Source organism: Streptomyces sp. NPDC002795 (genome assembly GCF_042888725.1).
In the GTDB taxonomy this organism is placed as follows: Bacteria; Actinomycetota; Actinomycetes; order Streptomycetales; family Streptomycetaceae; genus Streptomyces.
Genome location: NZ_JBIAQB010000009.1, coordinates 209,450 through 230,810, shown reverse-complemented (window position 1 = coordinate 230,810; position 21,361 = coordinate 209,450). Strand labels below are relative to the sequence as shown.

The 21,361-nt window shown below is 71.4% G+C and carries 17 protein-coding genes; 7 read left to right on the top strand and 10 right to left on the bottom strand.

The annotated features are described in order from the left end of the window. Positions 1–10: 10 nt before the first annotated feature. The 7 genes from murD to rsmH form a co-directional block, all read right to left on the bottom strand. Positions 11–1,441, bottom strand: coding sequence for a UDP-N-acetylmuramoyl-L-alanine--D-glutamate ligase (gene murD / locus ACFYWS_RS27275; RefSeq protein WP_389280756.1), 1,431 nt, complete (start codon positions 1,439–1,441; stop codon positions 11–13). Next, complete coding sequence (mraY, locus tag ACFYWS_RS27270; protein ID WP_326019271.1) at positions 1,423–2,496, bottom strand: phospho-N-acetylmuramoyl-pentapeptide-transferase; 1,074 nt, start codon at positions 2,494–2,496, stop codon at positions 1,423–1,425. Before mraY ends, murD begins: the two co-directional genes overlap by 19 nt. Continuing rightward, positions 2,496–3,896, bottom strand: coding sequence for a UDP-N-acetylmuramoyl-tripeptide--D-alanyl-D-alanine ligase (murF, locus tag ACFYWS_RS27265; RefSeq protein ID WP_389280755.1), 1,401 nt, complete (start codon positions 3,894–3,896; stop codon positions 2,496–2,498). Before murF ends, mraY begins: the two co-directional genes overlap by 1 nt. 4 nt (positions 3,897–3,900) lie before the next feature. Further along, complete coding sequence (locus ACFYWS_RS27260) at positions 3,901–5,448, bottom strand: UDP-N-acetylmuramoyl-L-alanyl-D-glutamate--2,6-diaminopimelate ligase (RefSeq protein ID WP_389280754.1); 1,548 nt, start codon at positions 5,446–5,448, stop codon at positions 3,901–3,903. A 130-nt stretch (positions 5,449–5,578) separates the two neighbouring features. Further along, positions 5,579–7,609, bottom strand: a complete 2,031-nt coding sequence (locus ACFYWS_RS27255) for a penicillin-binding transpeptidase domain-containing protein (RefSeq protein ID WP_389280753.1) — start codon at positions 7,607–7,609, stop codon at positions 5,579–5,581. A 4-nt stretch (positions 7,610–7,613) separates the two neighbouring features. Next, the gene (locus ACFYWS_RS27250; RefSeq protein WP_389280752.1) at positions 7,614–8,186 is read right to left on the bottom strand and encodes a septum formation initiator family protein; all 573 of its coding nucleotides are present in this window, start codon (positions 8,184–8,186) and stop codon (positions 7,614–7,616) included. 36 nt (positions 8,187–8,222) lie between these two features. Continuing rightward, positions 8,223–9,179 carry a 16S rRNA (cytosine(1402)-N(4))-methyltransferase RsmH gene (gene rsmH / locus ACFYWS_RS27245; protein WP_389280751.1) on the bottom strand — a complete coding sequence of 319 codons (957 nt, stop codon included), beginning with the start codon at positions 9,177–9,179 and terminating at the stop codon, positions 8,223–8,225. Positions 9,180–9,558: 379 nt separating this feature from the next. Here rsmH and ACFYWS_RS27240 point away from each other — a divergent pair, with 379 nt between their 5' ends. From ACFYWS_RS27240 to ACFYWS_RS27225, 4 genes are all read left to right on the top strand, one after another. Further along, positions 9,559–10,176: a beta-class carbonic anhydrase gene (locus tag ACFYWS_RS27240; RefSeq protein WP_389280750.1), complete on the top strand. Its 618-nt coding sequence runs from the start codon at positions 9,559–9,561 to the stop codon at positions 10,174–10,176. Between the two features lie 225 nt (positions 10,177–10,401). Then, complete coding sequence (locus ACFYWS_RS27235; protein WP_389280749.1) at positions 10,402–11,445, top strand: AAA family ATPase; 1,044 nt, start codon at positions 10,402–10,404, stop codon at positions 11,443–11,445. After that, positions 11,445–12,875: a DUF58 domain-containing protein gene (locus tag ACFYWS_RS27230; protein ID WP_389280748.1), complete on the top strand. Its 1,431-nt coding sequence runs from the start codon at positions 11,445–11,447 to the stop codon at positions 12,873–12,875. The genes ACFYWS_RS27235 and ACFYWS_RS27230 overlap by 1 nt, the downstream gene beginning before the upstream one ends. After that, a complete protein-coding gene (locus ACFYWS_RS27225) occupies positions 12,872–15,277 on the top strand; it encodes a DUF3488 and DUF4129 domain-containing transglutaminase family protein (protein WP_389280747.1) in 2,406 nt (801 codons plus the stop codon). The genes ACFYWS_RS27230 and ACFYWS_RS27225 overlap by 4 nt, the downstream gene beginning before the upstream one ends. A 110-nt stretch (positions 15,278–15,387) precedes the next feature. Here ACFYWS_RS27225 and ACFYWS_RS27220 read toward each other — a convergent pair whose 3' ends face one another. The 3 genes from ACFYWS_RS27220 to ACFYWS_RS27210 all read right to left on the bottom strand — a co-directional run bounded on the left by ACFYWS_RS27220 (position 15,388) and on the right by ACFYWS_RS27210 (position 17,577). Then, positions 15,388–15,816 carry a DUF3040 domain-containing protein gene (locus tag ACFYWS_RS27220; protein ID WP_389280746.1) on the bottom strand — a complete coding sequence of 143 codons (429 nt, stop codon included), beginning with the start codon at positions 15,814–15,816 and terminating at the stop codon, positions 15,388–15,390. Between the two features lie 283 nt (positions 15,817–16,099). Continuing rightward, positions 16,100–16,906 carry a methyltransferase gene (locus ACFYWS_RS27215; RefSeq protein ID WP_389280745.1) on the bottom strand — a complete coding sequence of 269 codons (807 nt, stop codon included), beginning with the start codon at positions 16,904–16,906 and terminating at the stop codon, positions 16,100–16,102. Between the two features lie 110 nt (positions 16,907–17,016). Further along, positions 17,017–17,577: an SAV_6107 family HEPN domain-containing protein gene (locus ACFYWS_RS27210; protein ID WP_389280744.1), complete on the bottom strand. Its 561-nt coding sequence runs from the start codon at positions 17,575–17,577 to the stop codon at positions 17,017–17,019. Between the two features lie 161 nt (positions 17,578–17,738). Here ACFYWS_RS27210 and ACFYWS_RS27205 point away from each other — a divergent pair, with 161 nt between their 5' ends. From ACFYWS_RS27205 to ACFYWS_RS27195, 3 genes are read left to right on the top strand one after another with little or no spacing between them, the layout of a single operon-like run. After that, the gene (locus tag ACFYWS_RS27205; RefSeq protein WP_389280743.1) at positions 17,739–18,536 is read left to right on the top strand and encodes an ATP-binding cassette domain-containing protein; all 798 of its coding nucleotides are present in this window, start codon (positions 17,739–17,741) and stop codon (positions 18,534–18,536) included. Continuing rightward, positions 18,508–20,592 (top strand): YhgE/Pip family protein, encoded by a 2,085-nt coding sequence (locus ACFYWS_RS27200; RefSeq protein WP_389280742.1) that lies wholly within the window; start codon positions 18,508–18,510, stop codon positions 20,590–20,592. Before ACFYWS_RS27205 ends, ACFYWS_RS27200 begins: the two co-directional genes overlap by 29 nt. A 35-nt stretch (positions 20,593–20,627) precedes the next feature. Continuing rightward, positions 20,628–21,254, top strand: coding sequence for a TetR/AcrR family transcriptional regulator (locus tag ACFYWS_RS27195; protein WP_389280741.1), 627 nt, complete (start codon positions 20,628–20,630; stop codon positions 21,252–21,254). Positions 21,255–21,361: the final 107 nt, after the last annotated feature.

The window sequence follows — 21,361 nt, the reverse complement described above, 5'->3', positions numbered from 1 at the left end:
TCGAGCCCCGTCAGACGCTGGTGGCGCCCAGTTCGCGGACCGCTTCCGCGAACGCCTCGCCACGCTTGTTGTAGTTGGTGAACATGTCCATCGACGCGCAGGCCGGGGCCATCAGCACGGTGTCCCCCGTGTGGGCGAGCCGCGCGGCCTCCTGGACCGCCGCCGACATCGCCCCAGTGTCGGTCCGGTCGAGGTCGACGACCGGTACTTCCGGGGCGTGTCGCCGCAGGGCTTCCCGGATCAGGGCCCGGTCCGCGCCGATCAGGACGACGCCGCGCAGCCGCTTCGCCGCGCCCGTCACCAGCTCGTCGAAGGTCGCGCCCTTGGCGAGTCCGCCCGCGATCCACACGATGGACTCGTACGAGGCCAACGACGCCTGCGTGGCATGGGTGTTGGTCGCCTTGGAGTCGTCCACGTACGCGACACCGGCCACGTCGGCGACGTGCTCGATGCGGTGGGCGTCGGGGCGGAAGTTCCGCAGGCCGTCGCGGACGGCCTGGGGCTCGACGCCGAAGGCGCGGGCGAGGGCCGCCGCGGCGAGGGCGTTGGCGATGTTGTGCGGGGCCGGCGGGTGCACGTCCGTGACCTCGGCGAGCTCCTGAGCGCTCTTCTGCCGGTCCTCGACGAAGGCGCGGTCGACGAGGATGCCTTCCACGACGCCGAGTTCGGAGGGGCCCGGGGTGCCGAGGGTGAAGCCGATGGCCCGGCAGCCCTCCTCGACGTCGGCCTCGACGACCAGGTCCTCGGTCGCCTTGTCGGCCACGTTGTAGACGCAGGCGACCTGATTGCCCTCGTAGATGCGGCCCTTGTCGGCGGCGTACGCCTCCATGGAGCCGTGCCAGTCGAGGTGGTCGGGCGCGAGGTTCAGGACGGCGCCGGAGTGGGCGCGCAGCGAGGGCGCCCAGTGCAGCTGGTACGAGGAGAGCTCGACGGCGAACACGTCGTAGGCCGCGTCCCCTTCGAGTACGACGTCGATGATCGGCGTGCCGATGTTGCCGACGGCGGCCGTGCGCAGGCCCGCCGCCTCCAGGATCGACGCGAGCATCTGCGTCGTCGTGGTCTTGCCGTTGGTGCCGGTGATCGCGAGCCAGGGCGCGGCGTCCGGGCCGCGCAGCCGCCAGGCGATCTCCACGTCGCCGACGACGTCGACGCCACGCGCGCGTGCCGTCTCGAAGAGGGGGCTCTGCGGCTTCCAGCCCGGCGAGGTGACGACCAGGTCCGTGGGGTCGGGGAGCGTGGTCGCGTCCCCGAGTCGTACGGAAATCCCCGCTTCTTTAAGAAGAGCGGCCTTTTCGCGGTGGGCCTCGCTGTCGCCGCCGTCCACGACGGTCACCGACGCGCCGAAGCCGGCCAGGGCGCGGGCGGCACTGAGGCCGCTCACGCCGAGACCGGCGACGGTGATGTTCATGCCCTGCCAGGAGGTCACTTCTTGGCTGCCCATCCCGCGTAGAAGAGGCCGAGTCCGACGATCACGCACATGCCCTGGATGATCCAGAACCGGACCACGACAAGGACTTCGGACCACCCCTTGAGTTCGAAGTGGTGCTGGAGTGGCGCCATCTTGAAGACCCGCTTGCCGGTCATCTTGAAGGAGCCGACCTGGATCACGACGGACATGGTGATCAGGACGAACAGGCCGCCGAGCAGCGCGATCAGGAGCTCAGTACGGGAGCAGATCGCAAGGCCCGCGAGGGCGCCGCCGAGGGCCAGCGAGCCCGTGTCACCCATGAAGATCTTGGCGGGCGAGGTGTTCCACCACAGGAAGCCGAAGCAGGCGCCCATCAAGGCCGATGCGACCACCGCCAGGTCGAGTGGGTCTCTGACCTCGAAACACGCCCCTGGGTTGGTGAGCGTCTGCGCGTTGGCGCAGGACTCCTGGAACTGCCAGACACCGATGAAGGTGTACGCGCCGAAGACCATCACGGAGGCGCCGGTGGCGAGGCCGTCGAGGCCGTCCGTCAGGTTCACGCCGTTCGACATCGCGAGGATCATGAACAGCGCCCAGACCACGAACAGGACCGGGCCGATCGACCAGCCGAAGTCCTCCACGAAGGAGAGCTTGGTGGAGGCCGGAGTGTTGCCTCTGACGTCCGCGAACTGCAGTGAGATCACCGCGAAGGCGATGCCGACGATCAGCTGCCCGGCCATCTTGGCCTTGGCTCTGAGGCCGAGCGAGCGCCGCTTGACGATCTTGATGTAGTCGTCGAGGAAGCCGACGAGCCCCATGCCCGCCATCAGGCCGAGCACGAGCAGACCCGACAGGGTCGGAGGGGCTCCGGTGATCAGCTTGCTGAGGAAGTACGCGATGAGCGTCGCCAGGATGAAGGCGATACCACCCATGGTCGGCGTGCCGCGCTTGCTGTGGTGCTCGCGCGGGCCGTCGTCACGGATGAACTGGCCGTAGCCCTTGCGCGCAAGGAGCTTGATCAGCAGCGGCGTTCCGGCGAGCGTCAGGAAGAGACCGATGACACCCGCGAACAGGATCTGCTTCATCATCAGGCATCAACCCCACCCTGCACGTCCGCGAGCAGCGCCTGTGCCACGCTCTCCAGGCCCACCGACCTGGATGCCTTCACGAGCACGACATCTCCCGGGCGCAGCTCGCTGCCCAACAGGTCGATCGCCGCCTGTGCGTCGGACACGTGCACCGACTCCTCACCCCACGAACCCTCGTTATAGGCGCCCAGTTGCATCCAGGACGCTTCCCTGCCCCCGACTGCAACGAGCTTGCTGACGTTGAGCCGGACGGCGAGCCGTCCGACGGCGTCGTGCTCGGTCAGCGACTCGTCGCCCAGCTCGGCCATCTGCCCGAGCACCGCCCACGTACGGCGCCCCCTGCCCATGGCCACCAGCGCGCGCAGCGCCGCTCGCATGGACTCGGGGTTCGCGTTGTAGGCGTCGTTGACGATCGTGACGCCGTCCGAGCGCTCGGTGACCTCCATCCGCCAGCGGGACAGGTTGCCCGCCTCGGAGAGCGCGAGGGCGATCTCCTCCACGGACATGCCAAGGTCATGGGCGACGGCGGCCGCGGCGAGCGCGTTCGACACGTGGTGCTCACCGTACAGGCGCAAGGTCACTTCGCTGCACCCGGAGGGTGTGTGCAGGCTGAAGGCGGGCTGTCCGGCGTCCGTGAGCCGGACATTCTCGGCGCGTACGTCGGCGCTCTCGGCCTCTCCGAAGAAGAGCACCTTCGCCTTCGTACGCGAGGCCATGGCCCGCACCAGCGGGTCGTCCGCGTTGAGGATCGCGGTGCCGTCGGCGGGGAGCGCCTCCACCAGTTCGCCCTTCGCCACCGCGATCTGCTCGCGGCCGCCGAACTCGCCGATGTGCGCGGTCCCGACGTTCAGGACGACTCCGACCTTCGGGGGCGTGAGGCCCGTCAGGTACGTGATGTGGCCGATGCCGCGGGCGCCCATCTCCAGGACGAGGAACTGCGTCTCGTCGGTGGCGGTGAGCGCGGTGAGCGGCAGGCCGATCTCGTTGTTGAACGAGCCGGGCGTGAAGACCGTGTCGGCCTTGCGGCGCAGCACCTGGGCGATCAGGTCCTTGGTGCTGGTCTTGCCTGCCGAGCCGGTGAGGGCCACGAGGGCGGCGCCGAGCCGCGCGACCACGTGCCGGGCGAGTGCGCCGAGCGCGGCCTGGACGTCGTCGACGACGATGGCGGGCACACCGACCGGGTGCGACGCCAGTACGGCGACGGCTCCCTTGTCGACGACCTCGCGCGCGTAGTCGTGGCCGTCGACCCGCTCGCCCACGAAGGCGGCGAACAGGCTTCCCGGTTCGACCTTGCGCGAGTCGATGACGACCGGCCCGGTCACCTGGACCCGCGGGTCCGGTATGTCGTACGTCTGCCCGCCGACGGCTGAAGCGATCTCGGCGAGGGAGAGGGCGATCACAACTTCATCCCTGGGTTTTCTGGTGGTCGACGGTGGCTGCGGCCGCCTCGATGGACGCGCGGAGCACCAAGCGGTCGTCGAACGGGCGGATCACACCGGCGATGTCCTGGCCCTGCTCGTGGCCCTTGCCCGCGATGAGCACCGTGTCGCCGGGCTCGGCGCGCGCGACGGCGGCGGCGATGGCCGCGGCCCGGTCCTCGAACACGGCGACGTCGCCCCGCTCGTGGGCCGGTACGTCGGCGGCGCCCGCGAGCATGGTGGCGAGGATCGCGAGGGGGTCCTCGGAACGCGGGTTGTCAGAGGTGAGGATGGCCGTGTCGGCGAATCGCGCCGCGGCCGCGCCCATCGGCATCCGCTTGGTCTTGTCGCGGTCGCCGCCGCAGCCGAGCACGATGTGCACCTTGTTCTCGGTGACCTTGCGCAGCGCCCGGAGCACGGACTCCACGGCGTCGGTCTTGTGCGCGTAGTCGACGACGGCGAGGTACTTCTGGCCGGCCTCCACGCGCTCCAGGCGGCCGGGCACGCCGGGTACGGCGGCGACGCCGTCGGCCGCGGTCTGCGGGTCGATCCCGGCGACGGCGAGGGTGACGATCGCGGCGAGGGTGTTCGCGACGTTGAAGGGGCCCGCGAGCGGCGCCTTGGCCCTGACCCGCTCGCCCTTGGGGCCGAGGACGGTCAACGTCGAGTCGAACGGCCCGACTTCGACGTTCTCGGCGCGCCAGTCGGCGTCCGGGTGGCCCTCGGCGGAGAAGGAGACGACCGGAACCTCGGACTCGTCGATGAGCCGACGCCCGTACTCGTCGTCGAAGTTCACGACGCCCTGTTTGCTGCGGGCCCGCGTGAACAGCTGCGCCTTCGCCTGGAAGTAGTCCTCCATGTCGGAGTGGAACTCCATGTGCTCCGGGCTCAGGTTGTTGAAGACCGCCACGTCGAAGACGCAGCCGTCGACCCGGCCGAGCACGAGGGCGTGGCTGGAGACCTCCATGGCGACGGCGTCGGTGCCGCGCTCGCGCATGACCGCGAACAGCGCCTGGAGATCGGTGGCTTCCGGAGTGGTGCGCTCGGACTTGATCCGCTCGTCGCCGATCCGCATCTCGACCGTGCCGATCAGGCCGGTGCTGTGGACCGCCCTGAGGCCGCCCTCGATGAGGTACGCGGTGGTGGTCTTGCCCGAGGTCCCGGTGATGCCGAGCTGGAGCAGGTCCCTGCCGGGGTGGCCGTAGATCGTCGCGGCGAGCTCGCCCATGTGGCCGCGCGGGTTCTCCACGACGAGCGGGACCAGGCCGGCCTCGGAGACGCGCTCCCAGCCCGCCGGGTCGGTGAGCGCCGCGACGGCGCCGAGCGAGGCGGCCTGCGCGGCGAAGTCGGCGCCGTGCGCGCGGGCTCCGGGCAGGGCCGCGTACAGGTCGCCTGGGCGTACCGCACGGGAGTCGTGGGTGATGCCGGTGATCTCTGCTGCGGCCTGGGGCGCGGGGACACCCAGTTGATCGGCGAGTTCCGCGAGGGGTGTGGCGGAGACCTCGACCGGTCGCGGCGGCCCGGGGTATGTCACGGGTGCGCCCTTCTGGGTGGTTTGGGACTGATCAGCGTGTGGCACGGCGTGAGCGTACCGGGCCCACCCCCCGCCGGGCGAAGCGAGGGGCGTGGCGCGGGGCGGTTCCCCGGATCGGAGGTGATGGCCGTCACGGCTCGAATGTCACGGGCAGCCGGGCCGGCTTGTCGCCCGTGGGCGGGGTCTGAAGGGTCTTCAGGGCGAACTCCATGACCTTCTTGTAGATCGGGCCACAGATCTGGCCGCCGAAGTAGCCGCCCTTGGTGGCGTTCTGGATCGCGCAGTAGACCGTGACGCGCGGCTTGTCGGCGGGTGCGAAGCCGGCGAACGACGACGTGTAGCCCTTGTAGCGTCCTGTGGCCGGATCCACGCGGTTGGCCGTGCCCGTCTTGCCCGCGACGCGGTAGCCGGGGATGCGGGCCTTCGTGCCCGTGCCCTCTTCGTCGTCGACCACGGACTCCAGCATCTGCGCGACGGTCCTGGCGGTCTTCTTGCTGACGACGCGGTTCTCCTTGGGCTTCGGGGCGGGCCTGAACCGCCCGTCGGGGCCCTTGGTGCCGCGGACGAGGGTGGGCTGCACCCGTACGCCGTCGTTGGCGATGGTCGAGTACACGGAGGCGGCCTGCATCGCGTTGATGGAGAAGCCCTGGCCGAACGGGATCGTGTACTGCTGCGACGTGGACCACTTGTCGGCGGGCGCGAGGATGCCGGACGTCTCGCCGGGGAAGCCCAGGCCGCTCTGCTGCCCGATGCCGAACCTGTGCAGGTAGGAGTAGAGCGAGTCGTTGGCGGCCGGCTGCGTCTTGCCGAGCTGGCCCGTCGCCAGGATGGTGCCGATGTTGCTGGACTTGGCGAGCACGCCGTTGAGCGTGAGGTGCCAGGTCGGGTGGTCGACGTCGTCCTGGAAGAGCCGGTCGCCGCGGTGCAGCCGGTTGGGCACGGTGACATGGGTCCCCGGCGTGGCCGCCTCCTCCTCGAGGACGGCGGCCATCGACATGACCTTGGCGGTGGAGCCCGGCTCGAACGCGTCCTGGAGCGCGGCGTTGCCCAGGGCCTCCGCCTTGGCGTCGGCCAGGTCGTTCGGGTCGAAGCCGGGCGCGTTCGCCATGGCCAGGACCTCGCCGGTCTTGGTGTCCTGCACTATCACGTAGCCGCGGTCCGCCTTCGACTCCTTGACCTGCTCGTCGATGGCGTTCTGCGCGGCCCACTGGATGTCGCGGTCGATGGTCAGCTCGACGTCGGAGCCGGGGACCGCGGGCTGTTCGGTGCTGCCCGCGGTCGGTACCTGCTGGCCGCCGGACTGGGCGTAGCGGATCTTTCCGGCCTTGCCCGCGAGCTCCTTGTCGAGCTGCTGCTCCACGCCGCCGCCGCCCTTGCCGTCGGCGTTGACCCAGCCGAGGACGCCCGCGGCGAGGTCGCCGTTCGGGTAGACGCGCTTGCTGCTGGGGTCGGCGACCACGCCGGAGAGCACGCTCGCCGCGCGGCCCGCGGCGTTCGCCTTCTCGTTCAGCGTGGTCCTGAGGTCCTTGATCTGTTTCCAGACCTGCGGCGTCTGGCGCGGGGCGAGGCGGACGTACCGCGTGTTCTTCGTCCGCAGCTTCTTGGTGAGCTCGGCCGCGTCGATCCCGATGATCGGCGAGAGGAGCGCCGCCGCCTGCTCCGGCGCGTCGTCGACCTTGGTGGCCTTCTTCGTGAACAGCGTCGGGTCGGCGGTGATGTCGTACGCGTCCACGCTCGCGGCGAGTTCGACGCCGCTGCGGTCCGTGATGCCGCCGCGCTCGGCGGCGATGGAGTGGCTGACGTATCGGTTCAGCGAGGCCTTCGCCGCGTACGCGCTGGCGTCGACGCCCTGCACCTGGAAGAGGCGGACGACGAAGACCATCAGGACCAGCGTGAGGCCCAGGCTCACCATGCGCAGGCGCGGCCGGGGGCTGCCCAGACGCAGCCGGGAGGCCGCCTTCGGCTTCGGCTTCGACGGGGCGGGGCGGGGGCGGCGGGCGGCCGGGCGGCTCTGCTGCGCGGCCTTGGGACCGGGCTTCGGCACGGGCCTGGCGGTGCGCTTGGCGGCCCCCTTCGGCGCGGGCTTGGGCGCGGCCTTTCCGGTGCGCGGGGGGCGCGCGGGTCCTGGCACGCGGCGGCGCGGGGGCTCCCTGTCGGTCATGGCGTCACCTGCCGGTGCTCGAAGGGGAAGGCTCGACCGAGGAGTTCGGGCTCGCCGGCTCGGACGGACTGGCGGAGGGGGACGTGCTGGCCGACGGGGACGGGCTCCCCGAGGGCGACGCGCTCGCGCTCGGGTCGGCGCTCGCGGCCTCGGGGTTCTTCGCCGGCTCTGCGCGGGGTGGGACGGGCGGCCCGGCGGCCGGGCTCGGCCTGCCCTTGACGGTGCCGTTCGGCTCCAGGAACGCCGGGTCGCCGCCGGGCACCATGCCGAGCCCGCGGGCGCGCTGCAGGAGGGCGTCGGGCGCCGAGTAGGAGTCGACGTCGCGCTGGAGTTCCTGCTCGTCGTCGGTGAGCTCGGTGGTCTGCTTCTTGAGCTTGGTGAGCTGGAACGAGCCTTCGTTGAGCGAGGAGTTCAGCATCAGGAGCGTGATCAGCCCGCCGCCGAGGAGTAGCACGACGAGGAGGACGAACGGGGTGCGTGCGGCCTGCGTGCCGCCGGACGGGCCGAGCGGGAGCAGCCGCGCAAGGCGGGCGGCCCTGTCGCGCAGCGCACCTTTCGAGCCACTGCTGGCGCTCATGACCACCCCTCCACGCGCGCGTACGTCACTCGGCCGTCACCCCTCGACATCCTCGCGGATGCGCTGCGCACCCCGCAGCCGTGCCGGAGCGGCCCGGCGGTTCTCAGCGACCTCTTCCTCCGTGGGGAGTTCGGCGCCGCGCGTGAGCAGCTTGAGCCGGGGCTGGTACTGCTCGGGGACGACGGGGAGGCCGGCCGGCGCCGTGTTGCCGGCCCCGGCCGCGAACACCTGCTTGACCAGGCGGTCCTCAAGTGACTGGTAGGACAGGACGGCGATCCGGCCACCGACCGCGAGCGACTTCACGGCTCCCGGGATCGCCCGCTCGAGCACGCTCAGTTCGCCGTTGACCTCGATGCGCAGGGCCTGGAAGGTGCGCTTGGCCGGGTTGCCGCCGGTGCGCTTGGCGGCCTGCGGCAGGGAATCACGGATCAGCTCGACGAGCCGGGCGCTGTTGCTGAACGGCTCCTTCTCGCGCTCGCGCACGATGGCCGAAACAATGCGCTTGGCCTGCTTCTCCTCGCCGTACTGGCGAAGAATCCGCACCAGTTCACCCGGCGGGTACGTGTTGAGCACCTCGGCGGCGCTCATCCCGGTCGTCTGGTCCATGCGCATGTCGAGCGGCGCGTCCTGCGCGTAGGCGAAACCGCGGTCGGCCTCGTCGAGCTGCATGGAGGAGACGCCGAGGTCGAACAGGACGCCCTGCACCTTCGGGATGCCCAACCGGTCGAGGACCTCGGGCAGTTCGTCGTAGACGGCGTGCACAAGGGTGGCCCGGTCGCCGAAGGGCGCGAGTCGCTCGCCTGACAGCCGCAGCGCTTCCTTGTCGCGGTCGAGCGCGACGAGGCGGCACGAGGGGAACGTGGAGAGCAGCGCCTCGCTGTGCCCGCCGAGGCCGAGCGTGCAGTCGACGACGACCGCCTCCGGCTGGGCGAGTGCCGGAGCCAACACGTCCAAGCAGCGTTGGAGCATGACCGGAACGTGTCGCTGGCTCAAGGGTCCCTCTCAGGTCCGGCGTGGGGGGACGTACGCACTGCCGGGTCCCCGCCCGCTCGTGAAGGGGATGGTCCGTCGGCGCCGGGGAAGTGACGCCGGCCGACCGGAGCGGGAGGAGGCCGAGCCGTACGTACGCTCCGCGCACGCGGGGAGCGTTCCGACAGGTGCCGAGGCGGCAGTGCCGGGATCTCCGTGTTGCATCGTTGCGTGGTTATCTGGGGTCGGCGTCACTTTAGTCCACGGTGCCCCCCGGTCAATCAACCGGCCGACCGAGCGGACTGCGCGTCGCGGCCATCACGACCCGACGCCGCGAATCGGGTGAATTCACCCGAGCGGCCCAGGTCTCGACCCCCTGTGGCCTCGCTCACAACAAGGCTCAATGATGTTCTTTGTCCGCTCTCACAGCGGGCCCGGACCAGGCGTGACGGCTACCGTCATAGTCATGACGACTTCTGCTCACCTCCCCTCTGGAGCCCCCTCCGAAGGCGCCATATCCGCCGACGGCCGCGTGACCGACCGCCTCGTCGACGCGAACGGGCGGTACGCCGCGGCGTTCTCCGACCCGGGCATGGACGCGCGCCCGGTGCTGCAGGTCGCGGTCGTCGCGTGCATGGACGCCCGCCTCGACCTGCACGCCGCCCTCGGCCTCGAACTCGGCGACTGCCACACGATCCGCAACGCGGGCGGCGTCGTCACCGACGACGTGATCCGCTCCCTCACCGTCAGCCAGCGCGCGCTCGGCACCCGCAGCGTGGTCCTCATCCACCACAGCAACTGCGGCCTCGAAGGCCTGACCGAGGACTTCAGGACCGACCTGGAGATGGAGGTCGGCCAGCGCCCCACCTGGGCCGTCGAGGGCTTCCGCGATGTCGACCAGGATGTGCGCCAGTCCATCCAGAAGGTGCGCACCTCCCCGTTCCTTCTGCACACCGACGACGTGCGCGGCTTTGTCTTCGACGTGAAGACGGGCCTGCTGCGGGAGATCGAACCGGCCTGACACCCCGTCCGATCGCGGTCGACCTTCCTCTCAAAAGGCCCTAAGACCTGACATATCGCGGCCAGTTGTCCACAGGCGAGTGACACGAACCGGTAACGCAAACAAGAATGCGTGTGTGGCATCCGCACGAGCGGCGAACATCTCGTGCGCGCTGTCCGTGTATCGGGGTGGGCCGGTTCGTGTCTGAGCGCGTCGGCCCGGAAAGTACGGGCCGAGGAGGGCTGGGTGACGACCTATGACGATCGAGCGAGCCTCACTGATCTGACCACCACCGCAGAGCGCGTGCGCGGATCGGTGGAGGGTGTGATCGAAGGCAAGCCGGAGGTCGTACGGCTCTCGCTGACCGTGCTGCTCGCCGAGGGACACCTGCTCATCGAGGATGTCCCGGGCGTCGGCAAGACGATGCTGGCGAAGGCGCTCGCGCGGTCCATCGACTGCTCGGTGCGCCGCATCCAGTTCACGCCCGACCTGCTGCCTTCGGACATCACCGGGGTGTCGATCTGGGACCAGCAGCGGCGGGACTTCGAGTTCAAGCCGGGGGCGATCTTCGCGCAGATCGTGATCGGGGACGAGATCAACCGCGCGTCCCCGAAGACGCAGTCCGCGCTCCTGGAGTCCCTGGAGGAGCGCCAGGTCACGATCGACGGCCAGACGTACGAACTGCCCAGCCCGTTCATGGTGGTGGCCACCCAGAACCCGGTCGAGATGGAGGGCACCTACCCGCTGCCCGAGGCCCAGCGCGACCGCTTCATGGCCCGCGTCTCCATCGGCTATCCGAGCCCGGAGGCCGAGCTGCAGATGCTGGACGTGCACGGCGGCGTGAACCCGCTGGACGACCTGCAGCCGGTGGCGCACGCGCACGAGATCGTGAAGCTCATCGACGCCGTGCGCACGGTCCATGTCGCCGACGCCGTACGGCGCTACGCGGTGGACCTGGTCGCCGCCACGCGTACCCACCCCGACCTCAGACTCGGCGCATCCCCGCGCGCGACGCTGCACCTGCTGCGCGCGGCCAAGGCGGCCGCGGCCCTCAGCGGCCGTGAGTACGCGCTGCCCGACGACGTGCAGACGCTGGCCGTGGCGGTCCTGGCGCACCGTCTGCTGCCCACCGCCCAGGCCCAGTTGAACCGTCGCACCGCCGAGCAGGTCGTCCTCGACATCCTGCAGCGCACCCCGGTCCCGGCCGCCGAACCGCGCGCCGCGCAGACCTTTGACTCGACGACGCCCCCGCTGTACGGCCAGCAGCCGCCCGGTCCGCGGAGGCTGTGATGACGGCGGGGGGACACGTCGGGGCCTACGCGCCGGATCCGGGGGGCGGATTCACGGACGGTGGCGCGGGCAAGAACGTCGGCGACAAGAGCGGTCTGCGCACCGCCCTCGCCGGACTCACCACGCGCGGCCGTTCGTTCCTGGCGGCCGGCATCGCGGCGGGGATCTGCGCGTACGTCCTGGGGCAGAGCGATCTGCTCCGGGTCGGCCTGCTGCTGACGGCCCTGCCGCTGGTGTGCGCGGCCGTCCTGTACCGCACCCGCTACCGGGTCGCGGGCAGCCGCCGCCTCTCCCCCGCGCGCGTACCCGCGGGTTCCGAGGCACGCGTGCACCTGCGCATGGACAACATCTCCCGGCTGCCGACCGGCCTTCTGATGCTCCAGGACCAGGTGCCGTACGTGCTCGGGCCGCGGCCCCGGTTCGTCCTCGACCGGGTCGAGGCGGGCGGCCGCCGCGAGGTGTCCTACCGGGTCCGCTCCGACCTGCGCGGCCGCTATCCGCTGGGCCCGCTGCAACTGCGCCTCACGGACCCCTTCGGCATGTGCGAACTGACCCGGTCCTTCTCGACGTACGACAGCCTGACGGTGATCCCGCGGGTGACGGCGCTGCCCGCGGTGCGGCTCACCGGCGAGGCCAAGGGGTACGGGGACGGGCGGCATCGCTCGCTCGCGCTGGCCGGCGAGGACGACGTGATCCCGCGCGGCTACCGGTACGGGGACGATCTGCGCCGCGTGCACTGGCGCCTGACCGCGCGCTACGGCGAGCTGATGGTGCGCCGCGAGGAGCAGCCGCAGCGGGCCCGCTGCACCGTGCTGCTCGACACCCGCGCCCCCGCCTTCCAGGGCGCCGGGCCCGACTCGGCCTTCGAATGGGCGGTGTCCGCCGCGGCCTCCGCCCTGGTGCACATGCTCGAACGGGGCTTCTCCGTCCGGCTGTTGACCGACACGGGCAACGCGGTGCCGGGCGAGGGCACCGACGGCTTCGCGGGCGCCAGCCAGGAGTCGGCCGACGCGGCGGGCCTGATGATGGACACGCTCGCCGTCGTCGACCACTCCGACAGCGGCACGCTCTCCGCCGCGTACGACGTGCTGCGCGGCGGCAACGAAGGGCTTCTGGTGGCCTTCTTCGGCGATCTGGACGAGGAGCAGGCCTCCGTCGTCGCCAAGATGCGCCGCCGCAGCGGTGGCGCGCTCGCCTTCCTCCTCGACAGCGCCTCCTGGACCCAGGGTCCCGGGGCGCCGGTTTCGGAGCGCTGCACCGAGCGGCTGCGGATGCTTCAGGAAGCGGGCTGGACCGCGGTGGCCGTGCCGCACGGCGCGTCCCTCGAAGAGCTCTGGCGGCAGGCGGACCGCAAGCGTACGGGGCTCTCCGCGCCGAGCGGTTCCGCGGATCCCCTTGGTTCCCCGCACAACTCAGGGGGTTGGTCATGAGCGGCGGCGCCCGTCTGTCGATCTGCGCCACGCTGGCCACGTTCCTGGCCTCGTGCGCGCTGCTTCCGCTGGTCGACCGGTCCACCTGGCTGATACAGACCGCGATCCTGCTGGTGATCCAGGCCGCGGTCGGCGCGCTCGCCCGCCGGGTGCCGCTCGCCCGCCCGCTGACGGTCGCGGCGCAGGCCCTGGTGTCGCTGCTGCTGCTCACCGTCCTGTTCGCCCGCGACCAGGCGATCGCCGCGTTCCTGCCGGGCCCCGAGGCCTTCCAGCACTTCGTTCTGCTGCTCCAGGCGGGCGGCGAGGACGTGGTCCGGTACGCCATCCCGGCGCCGCTGACCGACGGCATCCGGCTGATGCTGGTGGGCGGCGCGCTGGTGATCGGTCTTTTCGTGGACGCCCTCGCGGTGACGTTCCGCAGCGCGGCCCCGGCCGGGCTGCCGCTGCTCGCCCTGTACTCGGTCGCCGCCGGGCTCTCCGAGGGCGGCACCGACTGGCTGTGGTTCCTGCTCGCGGCGGGCGGCTATCTCCTGCTGCTGCTCGCGGAGGGGCGCGACCGGCTCTCCCAGTGGGGCCGGGTGTTCGGCGGCGCCGGGCGCTCACCCGGCGCGTCCGCGCCCGTGCAGGAGGGCGGGCGCGGAGCCCTCGCCCCGGTCCGTACCGGCCGCCGGATCAGCGCTGTCGCCCTGGGGCTCGCCCTGGTGGTGCCGCTCGTCCTGCCCGCCCTGGACGGCGGGATCCTCGGCCCGTCCGGCAGCGGTGTGCGCGGCGGGGCCGGGGGCGGCGGCACGATCTCCGCGGTCAACCCGCTGGTCTCGCTGCAGAACAGCCTGAACCAGCCGGAGGACCGGGAGGTGATGACGTACCGGACGAGCACGGATCAGACGTCCGACATGTATCTGCGGATCGTGGCGCTCGACGAGTTCGACGGCACGACCTGGCGCCCCTCGGTACGCAGCATCGACGACGTGCCGTCCACCCTGCCGGACCCGCCGGGTCTGGGCGCCGACGTGCGCAGGACCCAGGTGCGGACGACGATCTCGGCGGCCGACTGGTACGCGCAGGACTGGCTGCCGATGCCCTATCCGGCGACGCAGGTGGGGATCGACGGGCGCTGGCGGTTCGAGCGGGTCGGCCGGACCCTGGTGGGCGACCACGGGCAGACCACGCGCGGGAAGACGTACACCGTCGACAGCCTGGTCGTGCGGCCGACACCGCAGCAGCTCGCCGCCGCGGAAGCGCCACCGGGCAACATGGTCCGCGAGTTCACCAAGGTGCCCGCCTCGCTGCCGGACGTGGTGCGCACGACCGCGCTCAAGGTCACCGAGGGCGCGTCGGACAACTACGAGCGTGCGGTGAAGCTGCAGGACTACTTCGCGGTCAGCGGCGGGTTCACGTACAACACGGAGGTGCGGGCCGGCAGCGGTTCCGCCGCGATAGCCCGGTTCCTGAAGCAGAAGGAGGGCTTCTGCGTCCACTTCTCCTTCTCGATGGCCGCCATGGCCCGCACGCTGGGCATCCCGGCCCGCGTCGCGGTCGGCTTCACGCCGGGTGTGCCCGCGGGCGAGGGCAAGTACTCGGTGGGCCTGCGGGACGCGCACGCCTGGCCCGAGCTGTACTTCGAGGGCGTCGGCTGGACACGCTTCGAGCCCACGCCCACGCGCGGCACGGCCCCGGACTACACGGTGGACAACAGCCCCGAGGGCAGCCCCAGCAATCCTGCGGCGCCCAGCGAGTCCGCCTCCGCCGTGCCCTCGGCCCCGGAGCCCTCGACGTCCGAGAGCTGCTCGACGGCCCAGCGCAGGGAGGGCAGCTGCGGCAGCGCCGCGCCCGCGGTCGTGGGCGGCTCACCGGACGACGGGCCGCCGGTCGGCACGATCGCCACGGTGTCGCTGATCGCGCTGCTGGTCGTCGCGGTGCCGCTGCTGCCGATGCTGTGGCGCAGGCGGGTCCGAGCAGTACGGCTCGGCCCGGCGGGCCGCACGGACGCCGATGCCGCCGGACGCACCCTGGCCGCCTGGCGCGAGGTCACGGACACGGCGTGGGACCACGGCATCGGTCCTGACGACTCGCAGACCCCGCGGACGGCGGCGGCCCGCATCGCCCGGATCGGCGAACTCGAGCCCGACGCGGCCGACAGCGTGCACCGGGTGGCGGCGGCGGTGGAGCAGGTCCTGTACGCGCCGCGGCCCCGGCCCGTATCGGGTCTGGGCGAGGACGTGCGCCGTCTGCACGACGATCTGCACGCGAAATCGAGCCGGTCGACACGGCTCCGGGCGACATTCGCGCCCCGCTCGGCCGTCCGGGTGGTGTGGGCGGCGGCGCGGCGCTGGGAGGCGTTCACGCTGCGGGTGCGGGGCCGGTTCACCCGGCCGACGCGGCCGACCCGCCAGGAAGGCTGAGCCGGCCGGCCTCGCACAACGAGGAGGCTCGCTACGCAGAAAGGGTGACCGCGCGACGCGGTCACCCTTTGTGCATGTCGTCATGGGCCGGGCGGCTTGCCGCCTGGTGCTCAGCGGCCGCCCTGGTCGTCCCTGCGGCGCTGCCAGCGCTGCTCGATGCGGTCCATCATGGAGCGCTTCTGCTTGCCCTGCCGTCGGGTCGCCGGGGGCGCGCCGGGCACGGCTCCCGCAGCTCCGGTCGCTCCGGCCGCCGGTTGCTCCCCTGGTTTGGGGGCCTTGCGCCAGCCGGTGACGGCGAGCACCGCACATCCCAGCATGACGAGGAACCCCACCACGCTGATCCAGATCTGCTGCGCGACCATTCCTGCCATGAGGAGCGCGATACCCACCAGGAAGCCCACGACTGCCTGGTAGACCCGACGTCGGGTGTATGTACGCAGCCCGCTTCCCTCAAGCGCTGTCGCGAACTTGGGATCTTCGGCGTACAGCGCTCGCTCCATCTGCTCGAGCATGCGCTGCTCGTGCTCCGAGAGCGGCACGGAGTCCTCCTCATCGTGCAGTCGCCGGGGCGACCGGGGGTCCCCTTCAGGATAGGCAGGGAATCGCCCCCGTGAAACCCGCCCCTCTACGCCAACTTCGCCATTGCCCACCACGACACGGCGTTCCGGCTCATAGGGCGACATGCCCCAGCGGCCGACCCGTCATGCCGGACGGTCACCTCAGATCATACGGCGCCGAGCGTCCATCCGGGGGGCCTGTGGCGTACTCCATCAAACGCTGCGCCGCTGATCAGCGGCAGCTCCCGGCCGTCCGGCGGCCCGGTCAGCCCTCTTCGGCCACTCGCTTCTCACCGAGCACGTGCAGTTGCGAGGCCACGGCATGGAAGGCGGGCAGCTCGGCGGCGGCCGCTTCGAGCTTCAGCAGCTCCCGCTGCGCGCTCGGCTCGGTGTCCACGAGGACGCCCGGGACGAGGTCCGCGAAGACCCGCACACCGTGCACCGCGCCGACGTCCACTCCGGCCCCGCCGAGAAGCTCCGTGAGCTGCTCGGCCGTGAAGCGGCGCGGCACCGGGTCGCCCTCGCCCCAGCGGCCCGCCGGGTCGTCGAGCGCCTGCCGGGCCTCCTTGAAGTGACCCGCGAGGGCCCGCGCGATGACGGCGCCGCCGAGGCCCGCGGCGAGCAGGCTGAGCACGCCGCCGGAGCGCAGCGCGCCCACGACGTTGCGCACGCCTTCCGCCGGCTCCTCCACGTATTCGAGGACGCCGTGGCACAGGACCACGTCGTAGCCTTCGCGCTCGACGACGTCGAAGAGGCCCGAGACGTCGCCCTGGACGCCGCGCACCCGGTCGGCGACGCCGGCCTCGGCCGCCCTGCGCTCCAGAGCGAACAGCGCGTTCGGACTCGGGTCGACGACGGTGACGCGGTGGCCGAGCTGGGCCACCGGCACCGCGAAGTTGCCACTGCCGCCCCCGGTGTCGAGGACGTCGAGGGCCTCGCTTCCCGCCGACTTGGCGCGCCGGTCGAGGGCGTCCTTGAGGACGTCCCAGACCACGGCGGTACGGAGGGAGGCGCGGGGCTGCCGCGAGGAGTCGGAGCGCGGTGACGTGGTTCGAGGGCTGTGATCCGACACGGCAGGTGACTCCTCGGGGCGGCTCCGACCGGCGGCGGAGCATGTACTGGTTCGGGCGCCTCCACCCTAATGGGCGCGGCCCGGCGCCCACGCATCCGTGCACGGGGCCCCTACCCGGCGTCCTGCACCTTTGTCCGGCTCGTGCGCTCGTCCCCCTCCTGCCGGGGCTGGGGCAGCACCGGCTGCAGCACGAGCGCGCGCTCGACGAGGCGCAGGAACATCGCCGCGTCACGCAGCAGGTCGTCGGCGTCGCGCGCGGTGGCCGCGTCGCGTATGCCTGCCTCCGCGCGGGCGCGCTTGGTGGCGCCCGAGGCGAACAGGGCGCTCCACTCCGTCAGTTCGGGGGCTATCTCGGGGAGCACTTCCCAGGCGCTGCGGATCTTGGCGCGGCGCCTTGGTGTGGACTCGGGCCTGCCGCGGGCCGCGAGCACGGCGGCGGCGGTGCGCAGTGCGGCGAGATGGGCCGTGGCGTACCGCTCGTTCGCCGTCTCCAGCACGGACGCCTCGTCGAGACCGGCGCGGGCCTGGGCGAGGAGGTCGAGGGCGGCGGGCGGGGCGCCGGCGCGGCGGAGCACCGGGTGGATGTCGCTCGCCGGTCCGGTGGGTGAAGGGGCAGGGCCGGTGGCGCCGCGGCGGGTGGCAGCTGTGGTGGGTGCCTGGTGTCCAGCCATGACGAACCTCCTGTCGTCTGTGTGACGGCACTGTGGCCGTATGTGCCCATCGTGGGGTACGCCACTGACAATCGGCCCTGACCAGGCATTTTGCTTCGATCGGAAGTTCGGGCTAACTTTTGCACTGACCAGTCAGTTCAAAGAGGTGCCCAGGGGGAACCATGGACGGCCCGGCAAGCGGGGCGACGAGCACGGACGAGCACGGGGCGACGTCCGGAGCCTCGGTGGCCGCCACGGAGTTCGGCCTGAAGGGGCCCCGCGGCTGGGCCTTCCGGGGCATCGACGTCGACGCGGCGGCCGGTTCGCTCATCGCCGTCGAGGGCCCCTCCGGCAGCGGACGCACCTGCCTGCTGCTCGCGCTGACCGGGCGGATGCGGCCGAGCGAGGGGACGGCGCGGGTCGGCGGGATGCGGCTGCCGAAGCAGCTCACCGCCGTACGCAGGATGAGCGCGCTCGCGCACGTGCCCGGCGTGACGGAGCTCGACCCCGCCCTGACCGTGGCCGAGCACCTGCGGGAACAGGCGCTGCTGCAGCGGAGGTTCGACGGAACGCTCCGCGGGCTGCTGCGCACGCCCGCCGAGCGGCGGGCCGAGGCGAGCCTGCGCATCGACGCGGCGCTCGCCGGCGCCGGACTCGACACCGAGACGCTACCGAAGGGCTCCCGCACCTCCGTGCGCGACCTGGAGCGCCTCGAAGCGCTGCGCCTGTCCCTGGCGCTCGCGCTCATCGGCCGTCCGCGCCTGATCGGCGTCGACGACACCGACCTGAAGCTCGCGGACGCCGAACGAGCCGTGATCTGGGCCCAGTTGCGGACCGTCGCCAACGCGGGCACGACGGTCGTCGCCGTGTGCAGCGAGGCCCCCGATGGGGCGGTCGTCGTGTCGACCGCCCCGGCGAACACCACGAACGACACCGCGAAGGAGACGGCCGATGCGCTCGCCGAAGCTCGCCGCGCTTGAACTCAAGCGCTTCGGCAGGGGGAAGCTGCCGCGCGCCGCGCTCGTCGCGCTTCTGCTGCTGCCCCTGCTCTACGGAGCGCTGTACCTGTGGTCCTTCTGGGACCCGTACGGGAAGCTCGACAAGATCCCGGTGGCGCTCGTCAACGACGACAAGGGCGCGTCGGCCGCGGGCCAGAAGGTCAGCGCGGGCGACGACATCACCAAGGGCCTGTACGACAGCGACACCTTCCAGTGGCACGAGGTCGACTCGGCTCAGGCGAAGAAGGGCGTGGAGGACGGCACGTACTACCTGTCGCTGACCATGCCGAAGGACTTCAGCAAGCGCATCGCGTCGAGTTCCGGCGAATCGCCCGAGACCGGCGCCCTCCAGGTACGCACGAACGACGCGAACAACTACATCGTCGGGCAGATCTCCCGGACGGTCTTCTCCGAAGTGCGCTCCGCGGCGTCCACCAACGCGTCGCGCTCGTTCCTCGACAAGATCTTCGTGTCCTTCTCCGACATCCATGACGCGACGAAGAAGGCGGCCAAGGGCGCGGACCAGCTCGAAGGCGGCATCGGCAAGGCCAAGAAGGGATCGAAGGACCTGGCCGACGGCCTGAAGGACGCCAAGAAGGGCAGCGGCGACCTGGAGAGCGGCCTGACGAAGCTCACCACAGGAGCCGGTGACCTGGAGTCGGGGTCCCGACAGGTCTTCGACGGCACGCAGTCGCTCGCCGACAAGGTGAACGGCGCCGCCGACCAGGTACGCCCCTTCCTGAAGGGCAACAAGAAGGCGATCGCCGACACGGCGCGCCTCGTCGCCGACTCCGCACAGGGCGTCCGGCACAACCTGGACGACCTGGTGAGGATCGCCCCCACCGCGCGTACGGGCGCGCACGCGGGCTCCGACGCCCTGGACGCCGTCTACGAAAGGCGCTGCGAAAAGGCGGTCATCGACGACCCGGCCTGCCCTGACCTGAAGAAGGCGAAGACGGCGGCGAACGACGTCGCCACGATCTCCGACGACCTGAACACGCTCATCCAGGACGAGCACGGCAACCTCGGCCGGATGGACAGCCACTTGGCGATGCTCCAGGAGCAGTCAGAGGCCCTGGCCAAGAACGCCCCGACACTCGATCAGGACGTCGAGAACGCGGTCGCCCAGATCAACAAGCTCAACGACGGGGCGGGCCAGGTCGCCGCGGGCGCCGCGAAGCTGCACACAGGGCTCGGCACGGCGAAGACCGGATCGACGGAACTCAACAGTGGCGTCGGCGAATTGGAGACCGGCGCGGACGACCTGAACGGCGGCATGTTCCAGCTGGCCGACGGCTCGGGCGAGCTCGCCGGCGGTCTGCACGACGGCGTACAGAAGATCCCCGACTACGACAAGAAGGACCGCGATCAGCGCACCGGGGTGATGGCCGACCCCGTCAAGCTGGCCTCCCAGTCGCTGCACAAGGCGCCCAACTACGGGACGGGCTTCGCGCCCTACTTCATCCCGCTCTCCCTGTGGGTGGGCGCGATGGTCGCCTACATGTTGATCCAGCCGCTCAACCGGCGTGCCCTCGCGGCCGGCTCCTCGTCCTGGCGGGTGGCGTTCGCGGGCTGGCTGCCGGTGGCCGCGCTCGGGCTCCTCCAGGTGGCGGCACTGATGTCCGTACTGCACTGGGCCCTCGGCCTGGAGATGCTGCACGCGGCGGGCACGGTCGGCTTCCTGGGCCTGGTCACGGCGTGCTTCGCCGCGATCGTGCAGTGGCTGAACGCGCGTTTCGGGGCGGCGGGCCGCATCCTCGTGCTCGCCTTCCTGATGCTGCAGCTGACGTCGGCGGGCGGCACGTATCCCGTACAGACGAGCCCCGGGTTCTTCAACGCGCTCCACCCGTTCCTGCCGATGAGTTACGTCGTGGAGGCTCTGCGGCGGCTGATCTCCGGCGGCGGGCTCGGGCCCGTGTGGCAGGCGTGCGTGGTGCTCACGGCGTTCACGGTGGGCGCGCTCGCCCTCACCGCGTGGACGGCCCGGCGCAAGCAGGTGTGGACGCTGGACCGGCTGCACCCGGAGCTGAGCCTGTGAGCGCGCCCACGACGGCTCCTGTGAGAATCAGGGGCATGGAAAGCAGCACACGGCGTCAGGCCACCCGGCAGAAGCTCTACGAGGCCGCGGTCACACTCATCGCGGAACAGGGCTTCTCCGCGACCACGGTCGACGAGATCGCCGAGCGGGCCGGGGTCGCGAAGGGCACGGTCTACTACAACTTCGCCAGCAAGTCGGTCCTCTTCGAGGAGCTGCTGCGGCACGGCGTCGGGCTCCTCACCGCCTCCCTCCGGGAGGCGGCACAGAAGGCGGACGAGAACGGCGGCAGCAAGGTCGACGCCCTGGACGCGATGATCCGCGCGGGCCTCGTGTTCATGGACGAGTACCCGGCGTTCACCCAGCTCTACGTAGCCGAGCTGTGGCGCACCAACCGCGCCTGGCAGTCCACGCTCGCCGTGGTCCGCCAGGAGGCGGTGGCCGTGGTCGAGGACGTGCTGCGGGCGGCCGTGGAGAGCGGTGAGCTGAGCGAGGAGATCGACGTGCCGCTCACGGCGGCGGCCCTTGTGGGCATGGTCCTCGTCGCTGCCCTGGACTGGCAGGCGTTCCAGTCCGAACGCTCACTGGACGATGTGCACGGCGCGCTCTCGCTGCTGCTCCAGGGGCGAGTGGGCGGCGGGCAGCCGCTGACGGGCAAGGCCTGAGGCACGGCGACCGGGCCGGGGCCCGGCACAAATGAAGCGCCGGTCCGGCAGGGCCTGTGGTCGTTCTCAGGCCTCACCGGACCGGCGCATCCCCCGTTTCCCCGTTT